The 22,894-nt window shown below is 59.2% G+C and carries 22 protein-coding genes and 1 pseudogene; 11 read left to right on the top strand and 12 right to left on the bottom strand.

Translation table 11 applies throughout. From position 1 onward, the window contains the following. Positions 1–204 precede the first annotated feature (204 nt). A complete protein-coding gene (locus tag KCG88_RS25805) occupies positions 205–645 on the bottom strand; it encodes an Lrp/AsnC family transcriptional regulator (protein WP_011060662.1) in 441 nt (146 codons plus the stop codon). A 139-nt stretch (positions 646–784) separates the two neighbouring features. Here KCG88_RS25805 and KCG88_RS25800 point away from each other — a divergent pair, with 139 nt between their 5' ends. The 5 genes from KCG88_RS25800 (at position 785) to KCG88_RS25780 (ending at position 6,950) form a co-directional block, all read left to right on the top strand. Beyond that, positions 785–3,832, top strand: a complete 3,048-nt coding sequence (locus KCG88_RS25800; protein ID WP_210713411.1) for an aminotransferase class III-fold pyridoxal phosphate-dependent enzyme — start codon at positions 785–787, stop codon at positions 3,830–3,832. A 188-nt stretch (positions 3,833–4,020) separates the two neighbouring features. After that, positions 4,021–4,809 carry an ABC transporter substrate-binding protein gene (locus KCG88_RS25795; protein WP_210713410.1) on the top strand — a complete coding sequence of 263 codons (789 nt, stop codon included), beginning with the start codon at positions 4,021–4,023 and terminating at the stop codon, positions 4,807–4,809. Between the two features lie 63 nt (positions 4,810–4,872). Beyond that, the gene (locus tag KCG88_RS25790; RefSeq protein ID WP_047285778.1) at positions 4,873–5,520 is read left to right on the top strand and encodes an amino acid ABC transporter permease; all 648 of its coding nucleotides are present in this window, start codon (positions 4,873–4,875) and stop codon (positions 5,518–5,520) included. Positions 5,521–5,529: 9 nt separating this feature from the next. Further along, positions 5,530–6,189, top strand: coding sequence for an amino acid ABC transporter permease (locus tag KCG88_RS25785; RefSeq protein WP_047285776.1), 660 nt, complete (start codon positions 5,530–5,532; stop codon positions 6,187–6,189). Further along, entirely contained in the window at positions 6,186–6,950 is a 765-nt protein-coding gene (locus KCG88_RS25780; RefSeq protein ID WP_011060657.1) for an amino acid ABC transporter ATP-binding protein, read from the top strand. Before KCG88_RS25785 ends, KCG88_RS25780 begins: the two co-directional genes overlap by 4 nt. A gap of 172 nt (positions 6,951–7,122) precedes the next feature. Here the strand turns inward: KCG88_RS25780 and KCG88_RS25775 are convergent, their stop codons facing one another. Beyond that, on the bottom strand, positions 7,123–7,749 hold the full coding sequence (locus KCG88_RS25775) for an HAD hydrolase-like protein (RefSeq protein WP_210713409.1): 627 nt from the start codon (positions 7,747–7,749) through the stop codon (positions 7,123–7,125). Between the two features lie 207 nt (positions 7,750–7,956). Then, the gene (locus KCG88_RS25770; protein WP_047285771.1) at positions 7,957–8,346 is read right to left on the bottom strand and encodes a MerR family transcriptional regulator; all 390 of its coding nucleotides are present in this window, start codon (positions 8,344–8,346) and stop codon (positions 7,957–7,959) included. Positions 8,347–8,420: 74 nt separating this feature from the next. Here KCG88_RS25770 and KCG88_RS25765 point away from each other — a divergent pair, with 74 nt between their 5' ends. Both KCG88_RS25765 and KCG88_RS25760 read left to right on the top strand, forming a co-directional pair. Further along, complete coding sequence (locus KCG88_RS25765; RefSeq protein ID WP_210713408.1) at positions 8,421–9,491, top strand: SDR family oxidoreductase; 1,071 nt, start codon at positions 8,421–8,423, stop codon at positions 9,489–9,491. 121 nt (positions 9,492–9,612) lie between these two features. Further along, positions 9,613–9,879 (top strand): annotated as a pseudogene (locus KCG88_RS25760) (EamA family transporter); the annotation flags it as partial. A 267-nt stretch (positions 9,880–10,146) separates the two neighbouring features. Here the strand turns inward: KCG88_RS25760 and KCG88_RS25755 are convergent. Together KCG88_RS25755 and KCG88_RS25750 are read right to left on the bottom strand one after the other, a co-directional pair. After that, positions 10,147–10,833, bottom strand: coding sequence for a hypothetical protein (locus KCG88_RS25755; protein WP_210713407.1), 687 nt, complete (start codon positions 10,831–10,833; stop codon positions 10,147–10,149). Beyond that, the gene (locus KCG88_RS25750) at positions 10,830–11,438 is read right to left on the bottom strand and encodes a TetR family transcriptional regulator (RefSeq protein WP_047336372.1); all 609 of its coding nucleotides are present in this window, start codon (positions 11,436–11,438) and stop codon (positions 10,830–10,832) included. Before KCG88_RS25750 ends, KCG88_RS25755 begins: the two co-directional genes overlap by 4 nt. A 105-nt stretch (positions 11,439–11,543) precedes the next feature. Here KCG88_RS25750 and KCG88_RS25745 point away from each other — a divergent pair, with 105 nt between their 5' ends. Continuing rightward, a complete protein-coding gene (locus KCG88_RS25745; protein WP_210713406.1) occupies positions 11,544–13,058 on the top strand; it encodes a 2OG-Fe(II) oxygenase in 1,515 nt (504 codons plus the stop codon). A gap of 230 nt (positions 13,059–13,288) precedes the next feature. On the opposite strand, the gene KCG88_RS25740 is transcribed toward KCG88_RS25745, so the two are convergent. Both KCG88_RS25740 and KCG88_RS25735 read right to left on the bottom strand, forming a co-directional pair. Further along, positions 13,289–13,681 carry a hypothetical protein gene (locus KCG88_RS25740; RefSeq protein WP_210713405.1) on the bottom strand — a complete coding sequence of 131 codons (393 nt, stop codon included), beginning with the start codon at positions 13,679–13,681 and terminating at the stop codon, positions 13,289–13,291. Beyond that, positions 13,678–15,123, bottom strand: coding sequence for a PAAR domain-containing protein (locus KCG88_RS25735; protein ID WP_210713404.1), 1,446 nt, complete (start codon positions 15,121–15,123; stop codon positions 13,678–13,680). The genes KCG88_RS25740 and KCG88_RS25735 overlap by 4 nt, the downstream gene beginning before the upstream one ends. A 268-nt stretch (positions 15,124–15,391) precedes the next feature. Between KCG88_RS25735 and KCG88_RS25730 the strand changes: the two genes are divergently transcribed. After that, entirely contained in the window at positions 15,392–15,646 is a 255-nt protein-coding gene (locus tag KCG88_RS25730) for a bacteriocin immunity protein (protein ID WP_210713403.1), read from the top strand. A 204-nt stretch (positions 15,647–15,850) separates the two neighbouring features. After that, a complete protein-coding gene (locus KCG88_RS25725; RefSeq protein ID WP_210713402.1) occupies positions 15,851–16,309 on the top strand; it encodes an Hsp20 family protein in 459 nt (152 codons plus the stop codon). Between the two features lie 530 nt (positions 16,310–16,839). On the opposite strand, the gene KCG88_RS25720 is transcribed toward KCG88_RS25725, so the two are convergent. Then, positions 16,840–17,118: a hypothetical protein gene (locus KCG88_RS25720; RefSeq protein ID WP_210713401.1), complete on the bottom strand. Its 279-nt coding sequence runs from the start codon at positions 17,116–17,118 to the stop codon at positions 16,840–16,842. Positions 17,119–17,563: 445 nt separating this feature from the next. Between KCG88_RS25720 and KCG88_RS25715 the strand changes: the two genes are divergently transcribed. Continuing rightward, positions 17,564–18,208, top strand: a complete 645-nt coding sequence (locus KCG88_RS25715) for a hypothetical protein (RefSeq protein WP_210713400.1) — start codon at positions 17,564–17,566, stop codon at positions 18,206–18,208. Between the two features lie 129 nt (positions 18,209–18,337). On the opposite strand, the gene KCG88_RS25710 is transcribed toward KCG88_RS25715, so the two are convergent. The 4 genes from KCG88_RS25710 to KCG88_RS25695 all read right to left on the bottom strand — a co-directional run bounded on the left by KCG88_RS25710 (position 18,338) and on the right by KCG88_RS25695 (position 22,869). Further along, positions 18,338–19,090: a hypothetical protein gene (locus KCG88_RS25710; RefSeq protein ID WP_210713399.1), complete on the bottom strand. Its 753-nt coding sequence runs from the start codon at positions 19,088–19,090 to the stop codon at positions 18,338–18,340. Positions 19,091–19,225: 135 nt separating this feature from the next. Next, positions 19,226–19,774, bottom strand: coding sequence for a cupin domain-containing protein (locus KCG88_RS25705; protein ID WP_016968722.1), 549 nt, complete (start codon positions 19,772–19,774; stop codon positions 19,226–19,228). A 268-nt stretch (positions 19,775–20,042) separates the two neighbouring features. After that, entirely contained in the window at positions 20,043–21,323 is a 1,281-nt protein-coding gene (locus KCG88_RS25700; protein WP_047285754.1) for an FAD-binding oxidoreductase, read from the bottom strand. A 55-nt stretch (positions 21,324–21,378) separates the two neighbouring features. Further along, positions 21,379–22,869, bottom strand: a complete 1,491-nt coding sequence (locus KCG88_RS25695; protein WP_210713398.1) for an aldehyde dehydrogenase — start codon at positions 22,867–22,869, stop codon at positions 21,379–21,381. Positions 22,870–22,894: the final 25 nt, after the last annotated feature.

Below are 22,894 nucleotides of genomic sequence, written 5' to 3'. Positions count from 1 at the left end.
TCGCATTAATGATAATGCTTCTCATTTTATGATTTTGCGATGCGCGTTGTACAGGGTAGGAAGCGGGTGATTGCCGCAAGAGAATGGGCCCGCCCTCATACATCCGGCTGTCGGGGACGGGCGCCAAGCGGGCATTTCAGAGCTTTTGCGGGTGCGCCCGGCACTTCCCGCAGGCACATCCCGCCCGCTCTTCGTGTCGCAGAATCAGGAAGTCTGCCGGTCGATGTCGCGCCGAAGCACCACGGCGGTGGTGATGTCCTCGACCGACTCATGACTGGCTACGGCATCCCGGACTCGGTTTAGGTCATCAATGGTGCGTGATTCGATCTCGATCACCAGGTCCAGCTGGCCACTGACCGAAGAGATGCGTCGCACCTGGGAGTGCTGGGCCAGCATGTCCAGCAGGCTGATGGCCGGCGTGCGCTTCAGGCACACCAGGAACATGGCGCGAATCACGTTGGCGTCGATTTCGCCAATATCCGCCCGGTAGCCCCTGATCACGCCATTGCGCTCAAGGTTGAGGACACGCTCGCTGGTGGCGCTTCTGGACAGTCCGATTCTCGCGGCCAGGGCCTTCAGGGCGATCCGCGCTTCTTTAGACAGAATGTCCAGTATTTCGCGATCTTTCACGTCCAGGTCGCGCATCAAGACTCCTCACTTTGACTACCGAATTTGTGCCGGTCGATTCCGACAATATGCAGGCCAATGCCGACCGCATACCTACTGCCGCCAAGGATTTCGCATGCCAAGCTAACTGAAAACAATAACTTGGAAAACCATTACCATGACCAACCTTTCCCATCCCGCCCCGCAGTTCTCGCCCCGCGATGCCGAACAACTGGCCGAGCAGCTTTTCAATGTCGTCGCCACGGCCTCGCCCCTGGATGGCGAGCGCGACTGCAACTACCGGTTGAACACTGCAAGCGATGCGGGATGGATTCTGAAGGTGGTCAATTCGAGTGAACCGCGAACTGAAAGCGAGCTGCAGACGGCCATCCTCAGCCACCTCGCCAGCTACAACCCCGAGCTTGCCGTGCCGCAGCTGAAGAAGAGCCTTGCCGGTGGCTTCCTCGCCTCGGCCGTGGCGCCCTCCGGTGAAACCCATGCGGTGCGCCTGGTGAGCTGGCTGCACGGCACTCCCCTGGCCGAGGTCAAGCGCACCTTCGCCCTCATGCGCAGCCTGGGCCAGTCGTTCGCCGACATGGATCGTGCGTTGCAGGGCTTCATGCATCCCGGTGCGGTGCGCGACCTGGACTGGGACCTGCGGCACGCCGCGCGCTCCAGATCGCGCCTGCATTTCGTCAAGGACCCTGGCCGACGCGCCATTCTGGAGCGCTTCATCACCGCGTTCGAAAACACGGTGCAACCCAGGCTTGCGCGGTTGCGCACGCAGGTCATTCACAATGACGGCAATGACTGGAACATCCTCGTCAACCCGCAGACTCATCAGCAGGTCTCGGGCATCATCGACTTTGGCGATGCCGTGCATACGGTGCTGATTGCCGAAGTCGCCATCACCTGCGCCTACTCCATTCTCGACATGGAGGACCCCATCGGCGCGGCCGCCGCCCTCACCGCCGGTTTCCACGAGCGCTACCCGCTGCAGCCGCAAGAGCTGGACGTGCTGTTCAACCTGATCGCCATGCGCCTGGTCATCAGCGTCACCTTGTCGGCCTCGCGCCACGAGCAGACCCAGGACAACCCTTACCTGGCCATCAGCGAAGCCCCGGCCTGGCGCCTGCTGGAAAAAATGGACCGCATGAACCCGCGCCTGGCGACGGCGATCCTGCGCAAGGCCTGCGGTTATGACGCAATAGAAGGCGCCGGGGCGGTTCGCCGCTGGGTGGATGAAAACCGCCACTCCTTCGCGGACATCGTGCACCCGGCGGCGGCGACCCTGAACAAGGCCATTGTGCCGTTCGCCGATGCCGCCCATGTGCTGACGGTCGCCTCCGCCGAGCAGCGTCCGGCAGAGGCGGCGAAATGGTGGAACGATTTCGCGGCTGAACATCAAGTGCCACTGGGCATCGGCCCCTGGGGCGAAGAACGGACCATTTACACCGACGCGGCATTTGAATCGCGCTTCATTGCAGGGCAACGTCGGATCATTCACCTGGGCGTCGACTTGATCATGCCGGCCGGAACACCGCTGTACACACCGCTTGCCGGCGTAGTGCGCAGCGTCGAGGTCGAGCGTGAACCGCTGGGCTATGGCGGCTTGATCATGCTTAAGCATTCGCCTGAGGGCTGCCCGCCGTTCCTGACCCTGTGGGGGCACATGGCCCACGAAGCGCTGACCCGCCTCAAGCCCGGGGACCGTCTTGAGGCGGGCGCCCTGGTGGGCCACATGGGCGCGGACACGGAAAACGGCGGCTGGCTGCCCCATGTGCACTTCCAGATGTCCACCGATACCCAGCTGCAAGCGAGCGAGTTCATCGGCGTTGGTGAGCGCGCCTACCTTGAGGTATGGGCCGACCTGTTCCCGGATGCCTCGACCCTGGCCGGAATCCCCCCGGAAACCTACAGCCAGGAAGGCAGAAGCAAAGCGGAAATCGTGGCCAAGCGTAAGGAAATGCTGCTGCCCAACTTGTCGATTTCCTACTCGGACCCGATCAAGTTCGTGCGCGGTGATGGGGTCTGGTTGATAGACAACTTTGGCCGGGCCTACCTGGACTGCTTCAACAACGTCTGCCACCTGGGCCACTCCCATCCCGATGTGGTGCAAGCGCTTGCACGCCAGGCGTCACGGCTGAACACCAACACCCGTTACCTGCACGACAACATCGTCGAGTACGCCGAACGCCTCACCGCGACCCTGCCCAAAGGCCTGGCGGTGGCCTCCTTCGGCTGTTCCGGCAGCGAAGCCAACAGCCTGATGCTGCGCATGGCGCGCAATCACACCGGGCGCAACGACGCCATCGTGCTGGATTGGGCCTACCACGGCACCACCCAGGAGCTGATCGACCTGAGCCCCTACAAGTACAAGCGCAAGGCCGGCAAAGGCCGTGCAGAACACGTATTCGAGGCGGCCGTGCCGGATGCCTACCGCGCTGCGGATCACTGGCCGTTCGAAGAGTTGGGCAAGCGTTTCGCGCAAAGTGTCGCCGAGCAGATCGATAGCATGCGCAAGCAGGGCCGGGCCCCGGCGTTCTTTCTGGCGGAGTCCATTCCCAGCGTCGCCGGGCAACTGTTTTTCCCGGAAAACTACTTGCAGGAGGTCTATGCCATGGTGCGTGCCGAGGGCGGCCTGTGCCTGGCCGACGAAGTCCAGGTCGGCTTTGGTCGAGTGGGCAGCCACTGGTGGGCCTTTGAAACCCAGGGCGTGGTGCCCGATGCGGTGTCCATGGGCAAGCCCATTGGCAACGGGCACCCGATGTCGGCAGTGGTGACCACCCGCGAGATCGCCGACAGCTTCAACAATGGCATGGAGTACTTCAACACCTTCGCCGGCAACCCGGTTTCCTGTGCCGTGGGGCTCAGCGTTCTCGATGTGATTGAGCGCGACAACCTGAAACTCAACGCACTGACGGTGGGCAACTACTTGCTCGATGGCTTTCGCACCCTGCAGCAGCGCTACGATGCCATTGGCGACGTACGTGGCCTGGGGCTGTTCCTCGGGATTGAACTGGTCACCGATCGCAAGAGCAAGGCGCCCGCTACGCAACTGGCCAGGAAGGTCGCCGATGGTGCCCGGGAGCGCGGCATTCTGATCGGCACCGAAGGCCCCTACGACAACGTACTGAAAATGCGCCCCTCGATGATTTTCAGCCAGAAGAACGCCGACTTCCTGCTTGAGGTCCTGGACGAAAGCTTCAAGGCGGCACTGCGCTAGAGCGACAGGATCGGGGCCGCAGCGCCCCAAACCGGGCTGGCCGACATAATGTCGGCCAACTCCGGCAATGTGTCCGGCACGCGGACACCTTGCCGGGTGCTTTGCGCATTGGCCTGTGCAAAGCTTTTCCCGAGGCCAGGGTGAAGAGCCCACAACAAAAAATAATAATTCTTCAAAGGTGCCATCCCATGCTAACCAGAACGCTCAAGGGTCTGCTTGCCGCATCCACCGTCGCCGCCGCGGCGCTCCTCTGCCCCGCCGCCGCTCAGGCTGACGACTTGCAATCGATCCAGGCATCCAAAGAGATTCGCATCGCCATGAGCGGGCAATATTCGCCCTTCAGCTTTGCCAACGAGCAGAACCAGATCGTCGGCTTCGACGCCTCCATCAGCGAAGCCCTGGCCCAGCGGCTTGGGGTGAAGGTCAGTATTGTCACCACGCCCTTCGACGGGATCATTGCCGGGCTCCTGGCCAAGAAATACGACGCCATCATCGCCTCCATGACCATTACCCCTGAGCGCCTGAGGGCCGTGGATTTCGTGGGCCCCTACTACCACGCCGGCCGCACCATCGTGGTGAAGGAAGGCTCGCCGATCAACAGCCTGGCTGACCTGAAGGATGTGACGGTGGGCGTCACCCTCGGCGATGCCCACGACAAATGGGCCAGGGCGCGGGGCAACCTGAAGGTCAAGACCTACAAAGGGCTTCCCGAGATGCTGGTCGACCTGGAAGCCGGGCGCCTCGACGCGCTGGTGATGGACAGCGTTCCGGTGCTGGTGGCCGTCAAGGAAACCGGGCAGAAAGTGCGCATCATCACCCCACCCGACAGTGACGGCGGAGTTGAAGGCATGGGCATTGCGCTGCGCAAGAACAACCCCGAGCTCAAGGCCGCGATGCAGCAGGCACTGAACGACATGCTCGCCGATGGCAGCTACGAAAAGATCTCGATGCAGTGGATCGGCAAGGACATTCGCTGACTCCTCTTCAGCCTGGCTCGACCTGGGGTCGGGCCGCTCAACCTGACCTTTTCGAGCCTGCCCATGGATCTGACACTCATACAGCGCACCCTGCCGTTTTTTCTGGAGGCGGCCTGGGTCACGGTGCACGTTTCGCTGTTGGCACTGCTGCTGGGCCTGCTGGTGGCCATCGTGCTGGTGGCGGCCCGGCTGTCCGGCTTTTTCCTGCTTCGCTGCCTGGCCAGGGTCTACGTCAGCGTTTTTCGCGGCACGCCCTGCCTGGTTCAACTCTTCCTTCTCTACTTTGGCGGCCCGCAGATCGGCCTTGAGCTGGAGCCATTTTCCGCTGGTGTCATCGGCCTGGGCCTGAACATTGCGGCCTACATGGCCGAATCCATTCGCGGCGCCATCAGCAACGTCGATCCCGGCCAGGTCGAAGCGGCCCGTTCAATCGGTTTCGGCAAGGGCCAGACCCTGTGGCTGATCACCCTTCCGCAAACCGCCAAGCTGATGATCAGGCCACTGGGGGTCAATGCGGTTGCGCTGATCAAGGGCTCGGCCCTGGTGTCGACCATCTCCGTGGTGGAACTCTCCTACACGGCGCAGCGCTTTATCAGCTCCACCTACAAGCCATTCGAGATCTTCATGGTGTCGGCCATTTTGTACATCGCCATGGTCTACACGGTCAGATTGCTGGTCGACCACCTCGACAAACGCTTCGCGGCCAAGTGAGACGCCTCCATGCCAAGCCTTGACCTGAGTATCGTGCCCCCCTATTCCGAGCTGCTGGCCACCGGGCTCTGGTGGACCATCGTCTTGTTCCTCTGCTCCAGTGTATTGAGCCTGATTGCCGGAATAGCCTTTGCCCTGATCGTGCTCTACACCCCCAAACTGGTCTCCCTGCCCATTCGTTTCCTGACCTGGCTGCTGATGGGCACACCTTTGCTGCTTCAGCTGTACCTGATCTATTACGGCCTGGTGCAAGTGGGGATCGATATCCCGGCATTGATCGCTGGCATCATCGGCCTGAGCCTGCACTTCGCCGTCTACAACGCCGACGTCATTCGTGCCGGAGTCCTGTCGGTCGACCCGGGGCAGATTGAAGGCGCGCGCTCCATTGGCCTGAGCCGCAGCCAGGCCCAGCGCTACGTGATTGTGCCGCAAGCCCTGCGCAGTACCCTGGCGCCCCTGGGCAACAACCTGATCGTGCTGCTCAAGGACACCTCCCTGGTGTCGATCATCGGCATTGCCGAACTGGTCTACAGCGCCCAGCGCGCCGTGAGCGAAACCTACAGCCCGTTCGAGTTCTATCTGGCCGTCGCGGTGATTTATTACGCGGTCAATCTTGTCCTGGAAGCCGGCCTGCACCTTCTTGAAACCAAGGTAGAGATGTCACGATGACCACCGAAAAGCTCATGGTTGAAGTCAAGGGCGCGCGCAAGGCGTATGGCGCACTTGAAGTGCTCAAAGGCATCGATCTGTCTGTCTCGCGCGGGCAGATCATCGCCATCATCGGCCCCAGTGGTTCGGGCAAAAGCACCCTGCTGCGCTCGATCAACCACCTGGAAGTGCTGAACGAGGGGGAGATCTGGCTGGAAGGCGAACACGTCAACCGGCCCTTGAAAGGTCGAGCCTTTGAACAGCACATCAATAGCGTGCGCCAGCAGATGGGCATGGTGTTCCAGCACTTCAACCTGTTTCCGCACCTGACCGTGCATGAAAACATCGCCCTCGGCCCGGTCAAGCTCAAAGGGCTGACCCGGCCAGCCGCTCGCGAGCTGGCCATGGAGTACCTGTCGAAAGTCGGCCTGGCCAACAAGTTCGACGAGTACCCTTCTCGCCTGTCCGGCGGGCAGAAACAGCGCGTGGCCATTGCCAGGGCCCTGGCGATGCGCCCCAAGGTCATGCTGTTCGATGAAGCCACCTCGGCGCTGGACCCCGAGCTGGTGGAAGAGGTCAACCAGGTCATGAAGCAACTCGCCGCCGAACACATGACCATGTTGATCGTCACCCATGAAATGCGCTTTGCGGGCGAAGTGGCCGACAGGATCATCTTCATGGACGGTGGCGTGGTGGTCGAGGAAGGCGCGCCACAAGAGATCCTGCAGAACCCCACTCACGAACGAACCCGGTCGTTCTTGAAAAAGCACCTGCACGCCTAGATGAGTTGGGCGCGCTTGTCGAAGGTGCTGTGGCGCCAGGCGGCGCGCTCAGAGAGGATTTTCCAGCGGTAGTACGGGGTTTGCTGATCACGGTTCCAACTGCTTTCATCCAGGCGCTGAGCCTTGTGCCCAACCGCGGCGCGGCGCTGACATAGACCACACGCCGCACAACCTATTTCGCGCATAGCCGCCGCAACTCGCTCACATCGGCGAACCACTCTTGGGTCTGAAGACGGTGGAATGCATCGTATGCTCCATATCCCCAGGCGACCGCGCCAAAGGCGATACCGGCAGTCGCTGCGGCTTCACCATCCATAGGCTGGTCGCCGATGTAGATAACCTGTTCTCGCTCGACATCGAACTGGCGCATGACACGGCGCAAGCGAGACGCCTTGCCGAAAATGGAAACGCCGCACTCGAGGGCCCGGATATGTCGACAACTGGCGCCCAGAATGTGCGTGATGTTCTCTCGCGAGTTGGAAGACACCACAGCCAGAATCAGCCCCTTCTCATCAAGATGACTCAGGGTCTGGGCAATGTTGTCAAACAGTGGGATCGCGCCTTGATGCTTCTTCATCAGGCTCATGAAGGTTCGCGCCACCATGGGTAACTTCCAGCGGGGCATTCCCAGATGGGCCATGATCTCGCGCGCCCCTAGCTTGCGCAGACAGTCCAACTCTTGTGGGTGAATCCGACTGAATGCGTGCCTGTCAGCAACCTGGTTAAACACTGAAACAAAGAACGGAAAGGAATCAGCGAGCGTGCCGTCAAAGTCGAAAATGGCCAGTCGGTATGACATGTGAAAGTGCCTTCCTGTAGTGATAGCAGTCGACTCCTGGCAACTGCCTGTGCTGGGCGATCAACTCACCTGATTGAATGCGCGCTGGGCGCCGACACGCCCTGCCGAGCCTGATTCTGAGTTCATGCCCGCCACTGGTTCTTTGAACTTCAGCCTCAAACAGCGAGCGGCGGACTGGGTGTTTTCCCTTCTTTAGTTGCTGAGCGTTCAGATGGAAGCGTTGTTCAGCCGCTGCAGCTCAAGTTGCTCGGCAGCACTGGCTTCGAGCTTTGCGCGCTCTTGATCCAGATACCGATAAATGCCCTGGAAGTTGGCGATTTTCTGTTTGATTTCTGCCATTTTCTTTTCGATGAGCTTGGCGCCCTCGGCACAATCGATCAGCTGGTTGCGCTGCGCATTCAGGATCTGGCCTATTTCCCCCAGGGAAAACCCCATGCTTTGCGCGCGCTGGATAAAGTCCAGGTCCTGCAGCGTTTGCGCGGTGTAAACACGGTAGTTGTTAGTTCGCCGCTGCGGTGAGATCAGGCCGATTTGCTCGTAGTAACGCAGCGTATGGCGGCTGGCGCCACTGCGGGCCTCGATTTCGCCAATTTTCATGAAAACACCGCTTGACCATAGAGTTGGGTCGACAGTTTACGCTTGATTTCTCACCGTCAACAAGGAACAGGGAAATGAGCGTGGAGTGCTTTGTCACTGGGGGTACCGGCTTCATCGGTCAACATTTGCTGGCGCACCTGAGCGCAAAAGGCCACAGCGTTGGGGTGTTGATGCGACGCCCAGAGCGACTGGCTGAATTGCGGGAGCAAGTCGTCAATTTGGGAGGAAACGCAAGCCGGGTATTTGCGATGGCTGGCGATCTGGAGCGGGATAACCTTGGGCTGAGTCCTGCTGACCGGGAAGTGTTAAGGCACGCCAGAGTGGTATTTCACCTGGGTGCCCACTTCGCCTGGGGCTTGTCATTGGAGCAGTCTCGCGCGGTGAACGTCGAAGGGGCAAAGCAGGTGGCGCTGCTGGCGGCTGAGCAAAACAGCCGGCTAGTGATGATCGGCGGCTACATGCTGAAAAACCATGAGCATCTGCAACGCATCGGCATCGATCCTCGTTATCCGCGGCGGACGAACTGGCCTGCCGTCTACCGCCATGTCGGTGGTTACGAGGCGAGCAAGCTGGAGGCGCATTTTGCGACCTTGGAGCTCATGTCCGCCAAGGGCGGGGAGATCACCGTTGTCCACCCCGCGACGGTTTGTGGCCACAGCCGCACGGGGCATATCCTCGACGGCCAGCCACTGGTGGCGCTGATACGCAACCTGGTGCAGGGAAAACTGACGGCAGTGCCCGGTAGCGCCCAGCACTGGCTGCCACTGGTTACCGTGGATTACCTGGTTGAGCTGATGGCGGCCTGTGCCTTTGACCCGGCCATGGCCGGCCAGGAACTGCTGGCGCTGGATGCACAAACGCCCAACTTGCGAGAACTGTTGGCACAGGTGGCCCACCCCTTGGGCTTGAAGTCTCCCCAGCATCACATTTCGCTCCGACTGCTGAAGTGGCTGCTGAGTATTCCTCCCGTCGCGCGATTGATGAATACCCAACCCGAAGCCTTGGACTTTATCCAGACCACTCGATTTGATACCGCGGCTCTCGAACAATTTGCCAACAGGCATGCAATCGCCAAACCGGATATACGCCAGTCTCTGCGGCACACTGCAACCTTCGTCAACGCTCATTGCATGGCCAAGCGCTAGCCGCTGACGGCTCCCATCAGGGCGACACGACGCTCAGCCCTGATGGGAGGGGCGTTGCGCAGGCAAGTGATGTAGAGCGGTATTCTATCGAACAACCATTGAGCGACAGGGATCGTCATCCATACCATCCACCTTCGGCCAAGGCGCTCTATTTGCCCTCTGCGCGGCGGCCCTGACCGCAACGATCGGTGTACTCAGCAAAATCCTCATGAGTGTTGGCTTCACTGCTAGCAGTGTCGCTGTCATCAAGACCCTGCTGGGTTGCGTGCTGCTATCGGTCTTGCTGTTTTTCCTCAAGCGCCCGACGACATCGAGCCAATGGATTCAGGCGGCTATCTGCGCTTTTCTCGGCATCTTCGTGCTGTTCCATTTCGAGACGTCCGTCTATTGACACTACGCCTCCAGAGAATGCCCAAGGGAGAGAGATGAAACCCTTCCCCTCCCATGCTGGCACGCGCCGGCCATGGCACGTAACGCTGCTCGGGATACCGCTGCTGTTTGGGCGGGTCACGCATTGGGGCTTCGCGTTGCCAAGGGTGAATGTTCATTACTCCCACGCCGGCCGGGATGAGCCCAGGTGCATCTGGAATGTCCAGGATCGGCTTGATAAAGGAGGAATGCTTCCCGCAGGCGAGGCAACCGATTTGGCCGTTCCTCAGCCGAGGCGGTCGATGGCGTTTGCAAGATTGACGCGGGCTTGTTGTTCGAATGCATCAAAGTAGGGTGCGGTCGTATAGATGCGCCCGCGTGCCAGGAAGCCCTCCAGGACCTGGCGCCGCTTTCGGCGGTACACAAACAGCGGCACATATCGGTACTCGCGACGGACTTGGCGGTCGTACTCCGCAAACCGCGCGGTCGATGCCCCAAGGATCGCCAGATCCGTGTCCACCAGCACGGCCTCGTCTGCCGACACTGGAGCGCCGTCGTGTCGCGTCACCATGATCAGGCCGTAAAGCCTGCGTCGTATTTCATCGCCCAGGCCGCTATCGCGTGCCACGTCGTCCAGCCATTGCGCACTGCGCAGCTCGTTGTCGCTGCGAAGGGGGTCGTAGATGGCGTCATGAAACCAGAGTGCGAGGTCGACTTCAGCGGGGGCCTGGCAGGCTGCGTTGATCAGTCGGCGCACCTGGAGGCATTCCTGCAAATGCTGGCCGTTGTGGTACGCACGATGGGGCTCGCGGTAGCGTCGAAGGAGCTCTTCATAGGTTGCTCGCGGCGGGCAGCCGACTCCAAGCGCCGCCCAGAGGCGAGCCCAGGCGGCGAAATCCACACCATCAGGCACCTCGGAGGCGCCGTGCGCGCCGGCCGGAAAGAGGCTGTGTCCTTCTGGCGTTCCCTTCATCGCTCCTCTTCCCCATCCATGTAACGCTCGACCCAGGCGATCAACGTCGGTGCGGCAAAAGCCGTCGGCAGCAGCGGCCGCGCCGTGGTGGACAGCGTGAACGCCCCCTGGATGAAGCAGGTAATGCCCGCCACCAGCGCGTCGAGCCCTCGGGCGCGGCGTCCGCGTTCGGCGAACCGCTGCCGGAGCAGGCCCTTGAGAAGCTTCATCTGCGCCGCTAGCACGGCCTGATAGACCTCGCGCACCTCTGGGTCGTGGGCCGACTGCTCGCCGATCATCACCCACGCCGCCACCGCATCGGGCTGCGCGTCCGAACCGTAGGCCAGGTGTGCTGCAATGTAGGCCTGAAGCCTTTGCTCGGCGGTCTGGGCCTCAGCGGCGCGGGCCTCGTAGCGCTGACGGGCGTAGCCAGCCAGTGAGTCGACCAGTGCCACCAAGATCTCGCGCTTGTCCTTGAAGTGGTAGTGCACAAGCCCAGGCGCCAGCTCCGCATGCCGAGCGATGGCCGCTATGGTTGCGCCTGCGTAGCCGGCCTTGGCCATGACGGCCTGAAGTGCCGCCACGATCTGGCCGCGTCTTTCATCAGTGTTCGAGCGCCGTGCCATGTCACCTTTCCAATGTTGGTTGCGCAACCAGCTTAGCATTGACATCGACCCTGCCACACCCTAGCTTTCCAAATATTGGTTATCAGACCAACTTTGGAGATCACGATGAATTCCTTCGCTGAAAAACTGATGGCGGGGGCCACTGCTGCGTCGGCCTCGGTCGAGCTACCGCTGGGTGACAAGGTGCGCTGTGTCCTGGTGCACGAGTTTCTTTCGGCCAGCGAGTGCGAAGCGTTGATAGAAGCCACAGAAACGCGCGGGTTCGCCAGCGCAGGGTCTGACTACCCGTCCTCTTACCGCGATAATGACCGGATCGTGGCAGACGACCCAGCTCTGGCCGGGCGACTCTTCGAACGCTTGAAGCACTGCGCCTCGCGGATGCCGAGGCTCGCGACCGTGATCGATGAGGACAGCTGGCATCTGGTCGGCATCAATGAGCGGCTGCGCTTCTGCCGCTACCGGCCCGGCACCCAGTTCCGCGCCCACCAGGATGGTGTACACCATCGCCAGCGCCAGCAGTCACGCCTGACCTTCATGATTTATCTCAACGACGATGCATTCAGCGGTGGAGAGACGCTGTTCTTCGAGGGACGGTCCGCCGCCATGTCGAACCGGAATGCCACGCTCAGGCTGCGCCCGCGCAAGGGCAGCCTGATCGTATTCGATCACACCCTCTGGCACGCCGGCGCCTTAGTGGACGCTGGCCAGAAATACGTCATGCGCAGTGACCTGATGTACGAGCCACAGCAATCCTTGCACGTCGACGGCCCCTTCCAGCCGGGCCACCGCGGCTACGTATGGGCGCTTGCCGACCTTGGCGACCGGGGCTTTGCAAGCGCCGGGCGTGACGCATCCATCCGGCTGTGGGATCGCGAGGGCCGGTGCCTGGGCCAGCTTGACGGACATACACAGTCCATTCTGGGTCTGGTGGACGTGGCGCCTGGCGAGCTTGTTTCTCACTCGCGGGATCGAACAGTGCGGCATTGGTCCTTGGCGACCGGCAGGTCAAGGTTGGTTGGCACATCGGATTCGGCCGTCCTGTCCTCGGCAAGGTTAGGCGCTGACTGCTTCGTGACCGGGGCTGCTGACGGTCGCGTGACGGTCTGGAACCTGGCGACAGGTGCCACTGACAGCCGTCAGGCCCACGCCTGCTGGGTCTGGGCTATCGCGCCTATGAGCGACGGTGGCTTCGCCAGCGCATCGGAGGACGGAACCGTCAGGCTGTGGCACCCCGAGGAGCGGGACTGCGTACAAGTGCTCGATCTGGGCCGCCCCCTGAGAACGCTGGCGAGCTGGATCGACGCCGATGGCAGCGTCACCTTGGCCGCTGGTGATCTCGACGGCGCGGTGCACCTGCTAGCGACCGAACCGAGGCTGGCGCTCCTGGATTGCCTGGCCGCTCATGACGGGCCTGTGCGGCGCGTGCGCTTCGAGGCGCGACACATGCTGCTGACCTGCGGCGAGGACGGATTCGTCAAGCGCTGGACCCTGCCCTCACGGCAGGGGGCGATCATCGGCGCACACGACAACTTTGCAACCGATGTGCTCCCCACCCGCTCCGGTCGCTGGATCAGCTGTGGGTATGACGGCCGGATATTGGTGCATGGCGACAAGGACTAGGACGCCCACCCCCTGCCCCTCAATACCCGATCTGCGCCTTTGGCCAACAGGTCGCGGGTATGATCCGCGTCCGGAACTGCCTGCTGGAGGCGGTGTGTTTGAGCACAGGAAGTCCCATGAAAAGAATGCTGTTCGGTGTGTGCCTGCTGTCACTGGCCGGTTGTGTCAGCTCGCCCGCCCCCCCCGCTCCCCCTGTGCCACCCAAAACCAGATGAAATGCCATCAACCACTCACTTAACCCAGCCCATGTATTGACCGACAGACCACAGCAAAAGAAGAACCCCCAATAGAACTGCACCTGCTCGGTACCAGACCACCAGCTTCCTTCTGAGGCGTCGGGGAAAGTTATTGATATCTTCGATGCTTACGCCCCCATCACGTATGTACATCGCGGGCCAGGCAATCACTCCAACAACACTCCCCATTAGAAACAACTTCCCCGCTGGCCCGGCGCGCTTGAACGACGCTCTATTCATGATTGCGGGGCAGTTTTTAAGTCGCTCAAGCATCTCATCCATATCGGTATATGCGATATACAAACCAACTCCGAGCCAGACAATTAGCGCCCCAAACTCCGTCAACCCCAGATAGAGGAATATCGTGCGCAATACCTCATTACTCATCGACTGCTCTCATAAACTATCTCTCCCACACCTTCACCCAACGCGCCCCCCAAGCTACCCGCAACCCAAGACCCGACTCCCACCACGCCAAGCCCGCATATCAAAGTCCCTGTTCCAGCACTTGGTACACCCAATGCCAAGCAAATGGGTCCAGCCACCGGTGTCAATAATGTGCCAGCTGTCGCGCCTCCCAACACCGTCCCAATAAAGCTTCCTCCCTCTGTCAATCTCACATGTTCACAAGCCCCAACATTACCGGCCTTACATACCTCCTGAGCCTTCATGTATGAAGCACCTCCCCCAAGTTCAATCCCCATCCATCCTCCGTACTTCACATACTTCGCAGCCCTCGCCCCCCCCTGCATGTGGGTCGCATACCCTGGTATCTGCCCCGGCGCACCAGCCAGCTTCCAGTGATACACCAGGCTGCGACTGGAAATCCCCAGCGCCGTTTTCAACTTGGGATGCTCGGGAAAACCGATCCCCTTGCGGGTAAAGGCAGTCAGCCGAGTATCCAACTGCGCCAGCAACCTTTTGCGTTCGGCAAAAAACTCGACAGAACGCAAATGCCCATGCTCCTGAAAAGTACGCTGATGCAAGCTCTCGATATCCCGCAGCAAGGCTTTCACATCCTCCAGGTTCTTGGCGAAGATCGCGGCGCCGACGCCCAGTGCGGTCGATCCCTGGGAGGCAAAGGAATCCAACAGATCACGATGGCGCGCCAGGAAACCGGCCTCTTCATCGCTCATCGGTTCCAGTACCGCGTTGACCTTCTCCGCCGCCTCCATCAGCCAGGCCTCCTCACGGGTGCACTGGACGTTGGCCGGATCACTGAGAACGATCAATTGTTCCGGCTTGGCGTAGTCGCTGAGTTGCGGGTTGAGGCGGCGAAACTTCTCCAGCACCGCGCTATCGGGCGTGGAGAAGAGTATGGACTCCAGTGCCGAGCGGGACATGGGCTGCTCGACGATATGAAACCCCGGCTCGACGCCCTCCTGCAGGGCCGCCGTGGAGGCAGCCAACGGGCTGACCAGCGCATTGGCCGCCTGGGCTTTTTCCGTCAGCGCCGGATCGGCCAGCAGCGTGGCCATGTGCGACTCATCCACCGAGCCATCGGCGCGGATGGAGCCCAGCGTGGCGAAGTTGACGATGGCGGCGCCGTCGGCGGGCGCGAAAAGCGAGCCGCCGAAGGTATCGCCAGAGCCGCTGACGATGCTGCCACCGTGACTGGTGAGGCTGCCCACATGGGCCAGGGGCCGGCCATTGACCAGCACAGAAGGAAATCCTGTGGTAATCACCGCGCCGCAGCCACAGACATCACCGACCCGGGCCGCGCCCATGCCGTTGATGATGACGTTGCTGGAAGCGGTAACGATGGGCGTAGTGCCGTGCCCCGGCAGCGGGCAGACATGGCTGGCGCCCAGGCGAGAAGACGCGATCATTTGGCATCCTGCGCTTTGGGTGAAAGGGCCTCCCGTCCGGGAGACAGGGGCCCCTAGCGCAGGAGTTCGGGCAGGGCCTTAAGGAGATTCTCAAAACGCGGTGAGTGGCGCTGAGGGTCGGTGGCTGAGGCAGGATAACGAACCCAGAGCCGAGCCCTTGAAAGTGCCCCCGCAAACCAAGACGCTTGGGTGGCGTATGACCCAGAAAGCTTGAAGATTAAAGACCCACGAAACCCCATTGACCCTCACGAAAGAGAACAGGCACTACATGGAAGACATTTCTGATTTTACCGAAGCCGAATTCATTTCCTTCGTGAAAAACATACGAACCGTCAACAAGAGCGGGACGGACGATGAGCTAGGCGAGTTGCTTGAAAGGTTCAGCAAGCTCGCAGGCCATCCAGATGGCTACGACCTGATTTTCCACCCTGAGCCCGGCGCGGATAACTCCGCCGAGGGGGTGACCAGTACCGTGAAGGAATGGCGCAAAGCTCAGGGACTGCCGGGACTCAAGAACGGCTGATTGAATTCACTGCCAGAACCTGTAGCGACTCAACGAGCATTTTCGCCACATTGAAAAACGGCGATTAACTCTTTGAAATTGATAGATAAAAACAATTTTTTGGGGCTCTTGAAGTTTTGCTTCTGGCACATACCTAGGTTCTTGCGCGGTGCCGAATGCGGGCCGCGCCTCAAATCACTTGGAGAAACCTCAGGAGATTTTGCAATGGCTACTACCCTTTCGTTGGCCCCACTTTTCCGCCACTCGGTCGGCTTTGACCGTTTCAACGACCTTTTTGAATCGGCGCTTCGCAGTGAGGCTGGTACTTCCTATCCTCCGCACAACGTCGAAAAGCACGGTGATGACCACTACCGGATCGTTATCGCGGTAGCAGGCCTGGCCGAAGAGGATTTGGACATTCAGGTTGAGAAAGGTGTGTTGACCGTCACCGGTGACAAGCGAGAAAGCGACGTAGCTGTCACTTACCTGCATCAAGGTATCGCACAGCGGGCATTCCGGCTGTCGTTCCGCCTGATGGATCACATCGAGGTGGAGGGTGCGAAGCTCACCAACGGTCTGCTGAGCATCGACCTGCTCAGGGTTGTACCGGAGGAAGCGAAGCCTAAACGCATCATGATCGGGGGAGCTGAGGCTGCTGATTCGAAGCCGGTCAGCGAGCAGTAACCGGCATGGGGAGGCGCTCTGCGGAGCGCCTCTTTTTTGTCGAGTACCGAGTCCCGCCATTATTGCGAGCGCTCCTCGATGAGAGGGCGAATCCCCCCGGCAAGTATGCCGATGCCCTGATCAATGTCTTCAGCCGAAAGGCCCGTTATAGCCCAGGATCAAGGCTGCGCCTCTTGCGGATATCCTCGATGTGGCATGCCATTCATTAAGACGTTGCTGGAAGCAGAAACGATAGGAGTGGTGCCGTACCCCGGCAGCGGGCAGACATGGCTGTCGCCCAGGCGAGAGGAAGAGATCATCTGGCATCTCCTGCTTTGGGTGAAAGGGCCTCCCGTCCGGGAGACAGGGGACGCTAACGCAGGAGTTCGGAGCAGGCCCTAAAGTGATTCTTAAGAGTCAGCGAGCGCATCTGAGGCCAACGGCAGAGGTAGGACAACGGACGCAGAGCTGATCGCTGGAACGCGACCGGTCCAAGCAAAAAGGCGACGCATTGCGTCGCCTTTTTTGTTGCTTCATTACTCAACCAGGGGTCAGGCAGGATCAGCCTGCCCCAAGGTTCTATCACCCAAGGTCCGCAGCAGATCGAAGCCGTCACTGAGCAACAGGCCGATGGCATAGCGGATCTGTGAGAGGTCCTGCGCACCAGAAGCGCAGTCAAGGATTTCCAGCAGATTGCGGGCTGCGCCGATGCGTTGCTGAGCGCAGGTATACAGATCGGACAACGAGGCGTTGGCATCCAGGTAGAGGACGGGATGGTCGGTGTCGTTGCAGGTGAGCGGGATGGGGTTGCAGACGTGCGAGCTAGTCATTGCGTCGTACCTTCCTTAGTTTGGTTGACTGCCACTTTTCGCCGCGAAACGAATAAGGGTGGCAGCTGTGCGCGGGTTCGCGGACCGGAAACTAAGAAACCGGCACACCCGAAGGTGTCCCACACACAGCCGCCATAGCACGATGCCAGGCAGCAAAAAGCGCCTACATGGTGATGGGCGCTTTGTGCGCTTAGTTTTTCCAGACCGCGACGTCCGGTCGCCGATGTGCGGCGACGATGTGAACTATAGAGAGAATAACTTGCAAGGGCAAGTAGACAGCAAGAGCACTTTCCCTCAAAGTATTACCAACATCACATATCATGGACACCTAAATAGAAGCTAGAATTCACAATCATTCAAATATCCCCCATTTAACAAGGAGTCAGATCAACTGAAAAATATCCAAACCAAATAACCAGAAGCCAGAAGCCAGAAGCCAGAAGCCATGTATCGATTAGTAAATGAAAATATCAAACCACTACTTAACTCAATAACTCCAGAGAAGGATATAACCCCTTACCTATGGCTATTGCGCGAATTACAAAACGGAGACATTACAAAAAACAAGAAATTTCAATCAACTTATAAACACTACTGGAAAATGAGCTCAGCTCGCCTGAGCGAAGCTTTTCTAAACAGATATTTTGAATTATTGGAACACTCAAAGCACGAAATTAAAAAAGCATCCGTAAAATCAATAGCGCTTCAGTTATACAGCACACCAACACACAACAACCGCAACTCACTACAGTTTTCATTCTCTAGCAAACTCGTACACATGATAGCCCCCCCAAATCCAATCTATGACAGCATGATCGAAAGCTTTTATTTCTTGCCCCCGCCAAAGAACAAAGAAACAGAGGAGAGAAAAATAGAGCGACTCGTTAGCTCCTATAATTTTCTACGCATGGAATACAAGCGAATCTCAGAACAAAATTTGCTTGGCGAGGCCATCACTCATTTCCAACAACACTTCAAAATAGACAACAGCTACACAGAGAACAAAATAATAGACACCTTGATTTGGAAGTTTGTAACTTTACTTAAAAGAGGATCAGTTAGAAATAGCACGATAATTTACACCAAGTAGCCCTCAAAAAACACTCAATAAAATCAAGCAGCCCACTGCTAAAATCTCTGAAAAAAACATGTAAATCAGCAACTTAACTTATTCAGAAACGCAACTCAAACAACATAAAAACACCACCGCAATTTTCAATCAACGACATATCATAGGCACACCAAGCCAATCCCTAAACTCCGGAAACGCTATAACAGCAAGATAAACAGTGCCTAGAATCATATAAAAAACGAGAAAATTAACCAAGCCCCGACTTCCAACAAAAATAGCACTACGCGCCAAACAAATCGAAACCCAAAGATAAGTTATCGCGACAAGAGCCGGCCCAAATATTACAAATAGCGAGAACATATTCGCTATCAAAACCCCAACAACCAAGGAAAAAATGCCGACAGCCAAAACGGCTAAAATCAACCCAGCACCTTTCAAAACCTCCCCATCAAACACAACATTAACAACACTGACCACCAACAACAAAAACAACGAAATAACCAAAAAACATTTACAATAAAAAATACTCTTATCTTTCGTTTCAACAAGAGTACTCTTTAAAATCTCAAACCGCCTTTGATTCCATGCACGGATCGATAGCGCAGTATAAGTAAAAACAAAAAGTAAAAACGCAGTTATTTGCTGAGCGACATGACCAAAATATTTACTCGCCACAACAAATAAACAAAAACACAAACCAGCAGCAACCCAGAAGTATTGTGAAAATACAACCAACGCTTTATCAGTCGAAATTTTAGCAAGCTCTCTCAACCCTAGATGAGTTTTCAACATGGACTGCTCTATCCACTGCTCCATTGAAGTGGAAAGCTTAAAAGCAGAAAAACTAGCCACAAACAAACTTATTGCATATAGAAAAATAAAAACCACACACAAATTCATTTACACTCAACCCCGCCCAATCTTAATACTTTGCAGCTGTAGACTTTAATTACAGCGTACAGATTCCCTTCAAAAACCTTGCAACATTACAAGACTTTATAAAAGCTAGAAAAATTAATAAAAAATTTTTCTCAATCAAAAGTTCGCCGGGGTATTGGCGCTGATGATCTCGGCCTCATCCTGCCCAATATTCCTGAAGCTATGGGGCAAGGTGGTGGGGAAGTAATAGCCATCCCCCGGGTTGAGCACGCTGACTTGCCCGTCCACGGTCAACTCCACAGTGCCGCGAACAACCAGCCCGCACTCTTCGCCTTCGGCATGCACGATGGCTTCTTCGCCGGAGCTGGCGCCGGGGGCGTATTGCTCGCGCAGAAAGCGCATCTGCCGGTTGGCCACCGGGGCGCCGATCATCAGCAGGCGCAGGCCGTCGCGGCCCAGGTCGGGCTGTTCGTTGGCGCGGAACACGTATTGGTGCTCGCGGGGCGGCTGGTCGAAGGTGAAGAAGTCGGCCAGGGACATGGGGATGCCTTCCAGCAGCTTTTTCAGGGAGCTGACGGAAGGGCTGACGCGGTTCTGTTCGATCAGGGAGATAGTGGCATTGGTTACGCCGCTACGACGGGCCAGCTCGCGCTGGGAGAGTTTGTAGCTTTCGCGAACGAGTTTGAGTCGGGTGCCCGTGTCCATAACAGCCTTATGTGAGAAGTACTTAAGGGTATTTTTGCGGCGGTTGGGTCGCGAAGATCGCGATTTGGCTGCCCTGGAGCCTGAAAAGGCGGCTATTTAAACATGTTTGACAGGCAAGCTGTAAAGGCTGGCGATGGGCGTGAAGGCCGGGTGATGGAGTGCCGGTTTTCCGGGGCTTTGCGGGGCTTTTTCTGGGGTGGGTCAAGGGCCGGAGCTTCGCGAGCAAGCTCGCTCCTACAGGAGTGGGGGCTGTAGGAGCGAGGTGGAGTCAGATGCCGAAGCGGTCGCGCAGGGCGTAGTACGCGGCGCCCATGGCGGTCAACGGGGCCTGGAAGGTGCGCCCGCCGATCATCGGCATGTGTGGCAGGGAGGCGAAGGCGTTGAAGCGTTCGGCGTCGCCGCGGATCATTTCGGCAATCAGCTTGCCCGCCAGGTGCGAACAGGTGACGCCGTGGCCGCTGTAGCCCTGCATGTAGTAGGCGTTCTTTTCGATACGGCCGAACTGCGGCATGCGCGACATGGTCAGCAGGAAATTGCCGGTCCAGCGGTAGTCGATCTTCACGTCCTTGAGCTGGGGGAAGGTCTTGAGGATCTTCGGCCGGATCAGCTGGTCGATGTCGTCCGGTTCCCGAGCGCCGTAGACCACGCCACCGCCATACAGCAGGCGGTTGTCGCCGGTGAGGCGGAAGTAGTCCAAGAGGTAGTTGCAGTCTTCCACGCAGTAATTGTTGGCGATCAGGCTGCGGGCCAGTTGCTCAGGCAACTGCTCGGTGACCACGATCTGCGAGCCGCAGGGCATGCTCTTGCGGGTCACGCGCGGGTCGAGGTCCTGCTGCAGGTAGGCATTGCCGGCGATCAGCAGGTACTTGGCCCGCACCACGCCCTTGGCGGTACGCACCACGTTGGGTTCGCCGTAGGTGATTTCCACCGCCGCCGACTGTTCGAAGATCTTGCCCCCCAGGCCGATGATGGCGCTGGCTTCGCCCAGGGCCAGGTTCAGCGGGTGGATGTGGCCGCCCTGCATGTCCAGCAGGCCGCCGATGTAGTTCTTGGTGCCGACTTCGCGGTCGATCTGCGCCTTGTCGAGCATCTTCAGGTTGTGATTGCCCAGGCGTTCCCAGTTGCGTTTCTGTTCCGCCAGGCCCTTGAGCTGCTTGTTGTTCAGGGCGGCGAAGATGCCACCGGGGCGGTAGTCGCACTGGATGTCGTAGTGCTGAATGCGCTGGCGGATGATGTCGGCGCCTTCGAAGATCATGCTGCCGAGCACTTCGGCGCTTTTTTCGCCGTAGCGTTCTTCGATCACGTCCACGTCGCGGCTGTAGGAGTTGACCAGTTGCCCGCCGTTGCGCCCGCTGGCGCCGAAGCCGACCTTGGCCGCTTCCAGCACGGTGACGCTGTAGCCGGCTTCCGCCAGGAACAAGGCCGAGGACAGGCCGGTGTAGCCGGCGCCGATCACGCAGACGTCGCACTCCACCAACTCGTCGAGTTGCGGGTAGTCGGTGGTCTGGTTGCGGGTCGCCGCGTAGTAGCTGTTCACGTAGGTTTGCATGAGAAATTCCCCAGCGGGTACGGGCCCAGGCCCGCCGCCGCTGTTGTTATAAGAGTTAGAGCTTGATCCAGGTCGCTTTGAGCTCGGTGTATTTGTCGAAGGCGTGCAACGACTTGTCGCGACCATTGCCGGACTGCTTGAAGCCGCCGAACGGCGCGGTCATGTCGCCACCGTCGTACTGGTTGACCCACACACTGCCGGCCCGCAGGCCACGGGCAAAACGGTGGGCGCGACTGAGGTTGGCAGTCCAGACCCCGGCCGCCAGGCCGAAGATGCTGTCATTGGCAATGTGCAGCGCTTCTTCTTCGGTATCGAAGCTGATGAGCGACAGCACCGGGCCGAAGATCTCTTCCCGGGCGATGGTCATGGCGTTGGTCACACCGTCGAAGATCGTCGGCTCGACATACAGGCCGCCAGTGCTCTCCAGGGTGCGGACGCCACCGGCCAGCAGTCGACCGCCCTGCTCCTTGCCGATCTCGATGTAGCGCAGCACGTTGTCCAGCTGACGCTGGTCCACTACGGCGCCAACCCGGGTTTCGGGATCGAGGGCATGGCCCGGCTTCCAGCCCTTGAGGGCCTCCACCAGCAACGGGATGAACTGCTCGCGGATCGAGCGCTGCACCAGCAGGCGCGAGCCGGCGGTGCAGACTTCGCCCTGGTTGAAGGCGATGGCCGCGGCCGCCGCTTCTGCAGCTGCGCGCAAGTCCGGGGCATCGGCAAACACCACGTTGGGGCTCTTGCCACCGGCTTCCAGCCACACCCGCTTCATGTTGCTTTCGCCGGCATACACCAACAGTTGCTTGCCCACGGCGGTGGAGCCGGTGAAGGCCAGCACGTCCACATCCATGTGCAGGGCCAGGGCCTTGCCGACGGTGTGGCCGTAGCCCGGCAGGACGTTGAACACGCCCTGGGGGATGCCGGCGTCCAGGGCCAGCTGGGCAATGCGGATCGCGGTCAGCGGCGACTTTTCCGACGGCTTGAGAATGAACGAGTTGCCCATCGCCAGGGCCGGGGCGAACTTCCAGCTGGCCATGATCAAAGGGAAGTTCCACGGCACGATGGCCGCCACCACGCCCGCCGGCTCCCGGGTCACCAGGCCCAGCTGGTCGTGGGGGGTGGCCGCCACTTCGTCGTAGAGCTTGTCGATGGCTTCGGCGTTCCAACGGATGGCGTTGGCCGTGGCCGGAATGTCGATGCTCATGGAATCGCTGATCGGCTTGCCCATGTCCAGGGTTTCCAGGAGCGCCAGTTCTTCCTGGTGCGCCAGGATCAGCTCGGCAAAGCGAATCAGGATGCGCTTGCGCTCGGCCGGGGCCTTGCCCGACCAGACGCCGCTGTTGAACGCCTGGCGCGCCACGGCCACGGCACGATCGGCATCGGCCTGATCGGTGCTGGCGACGTTGGCCAGGAAGCGCCCGTCCACCGGGCTCAGGCATTCAAAGGTGGCACCGCTGGCGGCGGCGCAGTACTGGCCGTCGATAAAGGCACGGCCTTCGAGGCTGAGGGACTGGAAGCGCTGCTCCCAGTCGCTGCGGGATTTAGTCATGGCAAATACTCAACGCAGGAAGTGA

Origin of the sequence: Pseudomonas sp. MWU349 (assembly GCF_017947325.1) — a bacterium.
GTDB classification, from domain to species: Bacteria; Pseudomonadota; Gammaproteobacteria; order Pseudomonadales; family Pseudomonadaceae; genus Aquipseudomonas; species Aquipseudomonas protegens.
Note: the sequence above shows the minus strand (reverse complement) of the source record. Positions and strands in the feature narration are given on the sequence as shown.

What these genes read in the sequence shown, in the direction of transcription:
- KCG88_RS25795 (WP_210713410.1), top strand. Translation starts at nt 4,021, where the DNA reads ATGCTAACCAGAACGCTCAAGGGTCTGCTTGCCGCATCCACCGTCGCC.
- KCG88_RS25710 (WP_210713399.1), bottom strand. Translation starts at nt 19,090, where the DNA reads ATGAATTTGTGTGTGGTTTTTATTTTTCTATATGCAATAAGTTTGTTT.
- KCG88_RS25790 (WP_047285778.1), top strand. Translation starts at nt 4,873, where the DNA reads ATGGATCTGACACTCATACAGCGCACCCTGCCGTTTTTTCTGGAGGCG.
- KCG88_RS25755 (WP_210713407.1), bottom strand. Translation starts at nt 10,833, where the DNA reads ATGAAGGGAACGCCAGAAGGACACAGCCTCTTTCCGGCCGGCGCGCAC.
- KCG88_RS25745 (WP_210713406.1), top strand. Translation starts at nt 11,544, where the DNA reads ATGAATTCCTTCGCTGAAAAACTGATGGCGGGGGCCACTGCTGCGTCG.
- KCG88_RS25735 (WP_210713404.1), bottom strand. Translation starts at nt 15,123, where the DNA reads ATGATCGCGTCTTCTCGCCTGGGCGCCAGCCATGTCTGCCCGCTGCCG.
- KCG88_RS25800 (WP_210713411.1), top strand. Translation starts at nt 785, where the DNA reads ATGACCAACCTTTCCCATCCCGCCCCGCAGTTCTCGCCCCGCGATGCC.
- KCG88_RS25695 (WP_210713398.1), bottom strand. Translation starts at nt 22,869, where the DNA reads ATGACTAAATCCCGCAGCGACTGGGAGCAGCGCTTCCAGTCCCTCAGC.
- KCG88_RS25775 (WP_210713409.1), bottom strand. Translation starts at nt 7,749, where the DNA reads ATGTCATACCGACTGGCCATTTTCGACTTTGACGGCACGCTCGCTGAT.
- KCG88_RS25730 (WP_210713403.1), top strand. Translation starts at nt 15,392, where the DNA reads ATGGAAGACATTTCTGATTTTACCGAAGCCGAATTCATTTCCTTCGTG.
- KCG88_RS25740 (WP_210713405.1), bottom strand. Translation starts at nt 13,681, where the DNA reads ATGAGTAATGAGGTATTGCGCACGATATTCCTCTATCTGGGGTTGACG.
- KCG88_RS25720 (WP_210713401.1), bottom strand. Translation starts at nt 17,118, where the DNA reads ATGACTAGCTCGCACGTCTGCAACCCCATCCCGCTCACCTGCAACGAC.
- KCG88_RS25805 (WP_011060662.1), bottom strand. Translation starts at nt 645, where the DNA reads ATGCGCGACCTGGACGTGAAAGATCGCGAAATACTGGACATTCTGTCT.
- KCG88_RS25770 (WP_047285771.1), bottom strand. Translation starts at nt 8,346, where the DNA reads ATGAAAATTGGCGAAATCGAGGCCCGCAGTGGCGCCAGCCGCCATACG.
- KCG88_RS25765 (WP_210713408.1), top strand. Translation starts at nt 8,421, where the DNA reads ATGAGCGTGGAGTGCTTTGTCACTGGGGGTACCGGCTTCATCGGTCAA.
- KCG88_RS25780 (WP_011060657.1), top strand. Translation starts at nt 6,186, where the DNA reads ATGACCACCGAAAAGCTCATGGTTGAAGTCAAGGGCGCGCGCAAGGCG.
- KCG88_RS25785 (WP_047285776.1), top strand. Translation starts at nt 5,530, where the DNA reads ATGCCAAGCCTTGACCTGAGTATCGTGCCCCCCTATTCCGAGCTGCTG.
- KCG88_RS25715 (WP_210713400.1), top strand. Translation starts at nt 17,564, where the DNA reads ATGTATCGATTAGTAAATGAAAATATCAAACCACTACTTAACTCAATA.
- KCG88_RS25750 (WP_047336372.1), bottom strand. Translation starts at nt 11,438, where the DNA reads ATGGCACGGCGCTCGAACACTGATGAAAGACGCGGCCAGATCGTGGCG.
- KCG88_RS25725 (WP_210713402.1), top strand. Translation starts at nt 15,851, where the DNA reads ATGGCTACTACCCTTTCGTTGGCCCCACTTTTCCGCCACTCGGTCGGC.
- KCG88_RS25705 (WP_016968722.1), bottom strand. Translation starts at nt 19,774, where the DNA reads ATGGACACGGGCACCCGACTCAAACTCGTTCGCGAAAGCTACAAACTC.
- KCG88_RS25700 (WP_047285754.1), bottom strand. Translation starts at nt 21,323, where the DNA reads ATGCAAACCTACGTGAACAGCTACTACGCGGCGACCCGCAACCAGACC.